The sequence below is a fragment of the Mesorhizobium sp. P2_F8 genome, from assembly GCF_056403655.1.
Genome location: NZ_JBFUFB010000057.1, coordinates 1 through 6,109, shown reverse-complemented (window position 1 = coordinate 6,109; position 6,109 = coordinate 1). Strand labels below are relative to the sequence as shown.

The following is a 6,109-nucleotide window of genomic DNA, read 5'->3' as shown; positions in this document are numbered from 1 at the left end:
GCGACTGGCTCGACTGGAGCCACCGGCTCGACTGGTGCGACTGGCTCGACCGGTTCGACTGGAGCAACCGGCTCGACCGGAGCCACCGGCTCGACCGGAGCGACGGGCTCGACTGGTTCGACCGGCGCAACTGGCTCGACTGGAGCCACCGGCTCGACTGGTGCGACTGGCTCGACCGGTTCGACTGGAGCAACCGGCTCGACCGGAGCCACCGGCTCGACCGGAGCGACGGGCTCGACTGGTTCGACCGGCGCAACTGGCTCGACGGGTGCCACTGGCGACACTGGTGCAACGGGTTCGACCGGCTCGACTGGAGCAACCGGCTCGACCGGAGCCACCGGCTCGACGGGTGCGACTGGCTCGACTGGTTCGACTGGAGCAACCGGCTCGACCGGGGCCACCGGCTCGACCGGAGCCACCGGCTCGACTGGTGCGACGGGTTCGACTGGTTCGACCGGCGCAACCGGCTCGACGGGTGCCACTGGCTCGACCGGCGCAACTGGCTCGACCGGCTCGACCGGAGCAACTGGCTCGACCGGAGCCACCGGCTCGACCGGTTCGACTGGAGCAACCGGCTCGACCGGGGCAACTGGCTCGACGGGTGCGACCGGCTCGACAGGTGCAACTGGCGATACCGGCTCGACCGGAGCCACGGGCTCGACTGGTGCGACGGGCTCGACAGGTGCAACTGGCGATACCGGCTCGACCGGAGCCACCGGCTCGACGGGTGCGACTGGTTCGACCGGCTCGACTGGAGCAACCGGCTCGACCGGAGCGACGGGCTCGACTGGAGCCACCGGCTCGACCGGCTCGACTGGAGCAACCGGCTCGACCGGAGCCACCGGCTCGACTGGTGCGACGGGTTCGACTGGTTCGACCGGCGCAACTGGCTCGACGGGTGCTACTGGCGACACTGGTGCAACCGGTTCGACGGGCTCGACTGGAGCAACTGGCTCGACTGGAGCCACCGGCTCGACTGGTGCAACGGGTTCGACTGGCTCGACTGGCGACACCGGTTCGACCGGAGCGACAGGCTCGACCGGCTCGACTGGAGCAACCGGCTCTACCGGAGCGACGGGCTCGACGGGTGCCACTGGCTCGACCGGCTCGACTGGCTCAACCGGCTCGACCGGAGCGACAGGCTCGACGGGTGCCACTGGCTCGACCGGCGCAACTGGCTCGACAGGTGCAACTGGTGATACCGGCTCGACTGGGGCCACCGGCTCGACTGGTGCGACGGGCTCGACAGGTGCAACTGGCGATACCGGCTCGACCGGAGCCACCGGCTCGACGGGTGCGACGGGCGATACCGGAGCTACTGGAGCGACCGGAGCGACTGGCGACACTGGAGCCACAGGTGCAACGGGCTCGACCGGTGCAACCGGCGCCACAGGTGATACCGGAGCGACTGGAGCAACCGGAGCCACGGGTGCGACCGGCGATACCGGAGCGACGGGCTCGACTGGCGCCACCGGTGATACCGGAGCGACTGGAGCAACCGGAGCCACGGGTGCGACCGGCGATACCGGAGCGACGGGCTCGACTGGCGCCACCGGTGATACCGGAGCAACTGGAGCCACGGGTGCAACGGGTGATACCGGAGCGACTGGCTCGACTGGAGCCACGGGTGCGACCGGCGATACCGGAGCGACGGGTTCGACCGGCGCTACGGGTGATACCGGAGCAACTGGAGCCACGGGTGCGACCGGCGATACCGGAGCGACCGGTTCGACCGGAGCGACTGGCGACACTGGTGCAACGGGCTCTACCGGAGCCACCGGCTCGACAGGAGCCACCGGTTCGACCGGTGCTACTGGCTCGACCGGAGCCACCGGCTCGACAGGAGCCACCGGTTCGACCGGTGCTACTGGCTCGACCGGAGCAACAGGTACGGCTGGTGCGACAGGTGCGACCGGAGCCACGGGCTCGGGCGGTGGAACAGGTGATCATGACCACAACCATGGCAATAACGGCTTTGGCAATGGAGATCAGGATGCACCTGGTGGTTCCGGGAACCATAACAATGGCGAAAACGGCCCTGGTCACAAAGCCAGCGTCACCTCCACCTCGCTCGGCCTCAAGGACACTGCAAAATTCCTGCAGTCGGGCTCGACACATGGCAACAGTGATCACGACAGCCATGCGTCGTTCCGCAACCTGATCGGCCTGGCGTCTACATCGGTGTCGACAGACCTGCTCAATGTCCTCAAGACGATGAGCGGATTTGGCCAGAACCACAACAAGCCGTCGGGGGCGAGCTCGGATCTCACCTCGGACCAGACCAAGCATGGCGCCGGCTACGCCAGCGACGATCATTCCATCAAGACGACCCTGAAGGATCTCTTGAAGCCGCATGAATAAGGAATGTTAAATGGACCACGTCCGGAGACTGGTCCAGGTTTGAAAAAGGGGCGCGCGGACTTCGCTGGAAGTTCGCGCGTTTCCACTTCTTGTCGGTGCGGCATCGTCTTGCGGAAAACCCTCCGCTGGCCATCTCTGGCTTCCAGCGAGGGCAGCGGATCGGCCTGGCGAGGCGATTATTTTTAGTAAGTCGGCGCAAACGGAAATGAAGCCGCCAAGCCTGCGATTTTCAAAAAGAATCTGCGCGGCTTCGGCTCTTCGATACTGGCCAAGTTCGGCCATCTTGTTCCTGGCCATTCACCAAATCTCCACTTTATAGTTTACAAATCCCTAATTTTCGATTTTACTAATGTGTGACACGGGGTGTGTCCGCAGGTCGCGCGGTAGGGTTGCCGACGTCCTGCGAAGTTTTGGGGAAGGATCTGGGGGTCGTTAAGCCACATCGCGGGCGATGATGGAGGCGCGTTCTTTGAGCGCGCCTTGAAAGCCGCGTCAACGTTGCCCGCCCACGGAGGCGGACAGGTTTCCCGTTCCAGAGTTCCCTCGCGTTTGGACGCCGATCCGTCGGCGTGACCAGTGGCGGGAGTGTGTCGTGGGTGGGGTGAGATTGCGTGCGAGTTGGGCCCGGCGCGGAGCGATTTCCGGCGTCGATAGGCCCGCAATCCGACAGCGGCGACGGACCGCCGCAGCCGGCGGCTGGCAGATTGGCCGCCGCTGTTCCGCCCTCCATGAAAGCCTCAGCACTGCGCGGCCTGCCCGCGGGCCCGACCCCGCCGCGCCGGGCGTCGCCGGCGGATGCTCTCAGCTTGAACCCAATTGGAACCAGCGGGATCTCGCCACGGCCAGCGCCACCGAACTCGTTTTCGTCGATCCATCGGTATCCGATCCAGGCACGATCCTCGGCAATTTGAGGCCACGGGTCGAGGCGATCGTGCTTGATGCCAAATCCCCGGCCGCGCGCCAGATGGCACGGGCGCTCGAAGYTCGTGACCGCCTCGACGCCGTGCACGTGATCGCGCACGGCGCGCCCGGGCGGGTGTGCTTCGCGGCCGGCGATTGGTCGGCGCGCACGCTGCGGCACGATGAGGCCGATCTCGCCACGATCGGCCAGGCATTGGGAGGCTCCGGCGAGCTGCTTCTGTGGAGCTGTGACGCGGGCGCCGGCGCTGCCGGAACCGATTTTGTCGATGCGCTGGCGCGCGCTGCGGGGGCGCCGGTTGCGGCCGCCACCGACCTGGTTGGGTCGCCGACGCTCGGCGGACGATGGAAACTGACAAGGAACACCGCGGCGCGGGCGCCGCTGACGGAGGAGGGTATCATGGGCTACGCAGCAGTGCTTGCCGCGATCGAGATCACGATCTCCGGCTTGATCCCAACCGGCATGACCGGCGGCTCGACGACCTACTTCGTGGTCGACAGGGACCACGGCACGATTGTTGGCAACCTCAATCTGCCGAACATGGCCAACAACGCCTTCCGGATCGCCGTCAGGGTGCCGGGCGGAGCGACGAGCCTCGACGTCGGCGTCTTCGACGAAAGCGGCAAGTTCACCTCGGCTGGCTTCACTGTGGATGTGCCCGCGCGTCCATCCGGCGCCGTCGGGCCGAAGGGGTGAGCCATGCTGAAGGACCTCACCTCGGATCCCTTCCATAGCCCGGCCGCCGCGCTGGGCCTTCACGCATCGACACACAAGGTTTCGCCCGCATACCCTCAGAGCGGGCGAGCCATGACGTTCGAGCCCGAAGTCCTGTTCATCGATCCCGCCGTCGCCGACATACCCGCCATCCTTGCCGGGCTGCGGGCCGGCGTGCAGCCGGTGCTCCTCGACGCGGCGCGGCCGGCGGCCGCACAGATGGCGGCGGCGCTGGCCGGCCGCCAAGGCCTTGCGGCCGTGCACATCATCGCCCACGGCGCGCCTGGGCGCGTCGCCTTCGCGGCCGGCGAATGGTCGCGCGAAACGCTGGCGCGCGACGCCGGCGACCTGGCCGCGATCGGCCGGGCCATGGCCGAAGACGGCGACCTGCAGCTGTGGAGCTGCGAGACGGGCAAGGGTAACGCCGGCGAGGCGTTCGTCGAACAGTTGGAAGAGGCAGCTGGCGCTTTTGTAGCGGCGGCGGCCGGGCGCGTCGGCGCGTCGGCGCTGGGCGGCGCCTGGGAGATCGTGCGGAGCAAGAATGAGCTTGTACTGCTCCCCCCGATTTCGAGTGCGGCTATTGCCGCATACACGGGGGTGTTGTCATCAGAACTCACCATCGGGGGGACAATCTCCAATGGTTCTACACAGAGTACTAATATTTTTTATGTAGTAGATACGACAAGCAATTTAATAGTTGGCAGCTTTACGTTGCCAAATAGGACTAATTCAGGATTCAATGGTTTTTCTGTCACTTTTACCGTTCCAAACGCCACCGACACGTATGCGATTTACACGTCTGGAACGACAACTTCCGGCAGCTCGTTTACTTTTGTTGTAACGTTGACTGGAGCGATTAGCGCCACAAGCAACGGTGACACTTTCAGCTCCTTCTCCTTCGCCAGTAACACCGGTCCTACCGGCCCCACCGGCCCTACCGGCGCGGGTGCGACTGGCGCTACAGGTTCAACTGGCGCTACGGGTGCAACCGGCGCCACGGGTTCGACCGGCGCGAGCGGCGCCACTGGTGCGACTGGCTCGACAGGTGCGACCGGCGCGACTGGTACGACCGGCGCTACGGGATCGACTGGCGCCACAGGTTCAACTGGTGCGACCGGCGGCACTGGTGCGACTGGCTCGACCGGTGCGACTGGCGCCACAGGTTCGACTGGCGCCACCGGAGCCACAGGTGCGACCGGCAATACGGGCGCCACTGGTTCTACAGGCGCGACTGGTGATACGGGCGCCACAGGTTCGACCGGAGCAACCGGAGCCACCGGCGCGACCGGCGATACGGGCGCCACAGGTTCGACTGGAGCTACTGGCGCCACGGGCGATTCTGGCGCCACGGGTGCGACCGGCGCAACCGGACCCACAGGTGCGACTGGCGATACGGGCGCAACGGGTTCGACAGGCGCCGCTGGCAATACTGGCGATACTGGCGCCACGGGTGCGACCGGCGCAACCGGAGCCACAGGTGCGACCGGCGCCACGGGCGATACCGGCGCAACTGGCTCGACCGGTGATACCGGCGCCACAGGTTCAACCGGAGCCACGGGCGCGACAGGCTCTACTGGCGATACCGGCGCAACTGGCTCGACTGGCGATACCGGAGCCACGGGCTCGACCGGCGATACCGGCGCCACGGGTTCAACCGGCGCCACAGGCGATACGGGCGCAACTGGCTCGACTGGTGCAACCGGCGATACCGGAGCTACTGGCTCGACCGGAGCAACCGGAGCCACAGGTGCGACCGGCGATACGGGGGCCACCGGAGCAACGGGCGCGACTGGTGATACCGGCGCCACGGGTTCGACAGGCGCCACTGGCGATACGGGAGCCACAGGTTCGACTGGAGCAACCGGAGCCACAGGTGCGACCGGCGATACCGGCGCCACGGGTTCAACCGGCGCCACTGGCGATACGGGAGCCACGGGTTCGACTGGAGCAACCGGAGCCACAGGTGCGACCGGCGATACTGGCGCCACGGGGTCGACCGGCGCGACCGGCGACACGGGAGCCACAGGTTCGACCGGAGCCACAGGCGCGACCGGCGATACCGGTGCCACGGGTTCGACAGGCGCAACTGGCGATACGGGAGCCACAGGTTCGACT

General features: G+C 66.7%; 3 protein-coding genes. All 3 read left to right on the top strand.

Annotation, left to right across the window (positions count from 1 at the left end; all coding sequences use genetic code 11):
- Positions 1–2,361 (top strand): YadA family autotransporter adhesin (locus tag AC1DZP_RS35515; RefSeq protein WP_477308929.1); only part of this gene is annotated, 2,361 nt, incomplete at its 5' end.
- A gap of 592 nt (positions 2,362–2,953) precedes the next feature.
- On the top strand, positions 2,954–3,976 hold the full coding sequence (locus tag AC1DZP_RS35510; protein ID WP_477308927.1) for a DUF4347 domain-containing protein: 1,023 nt from the start codon (positions 2,954–2,956) through the stop codon (positions 3,974–3,976).
- Between the two features lie 111 nt (positions 3,977–4,087).
- Positions 4,088–6,109, top strand: a 2,022-nt coding sequence (locus tag AC1DZP_RS35505; RefSeq protein ID WP_477308925.1) for a DUF4347 domain-containing protein, incomplete at its 3' end; no start/stop codon positions are given.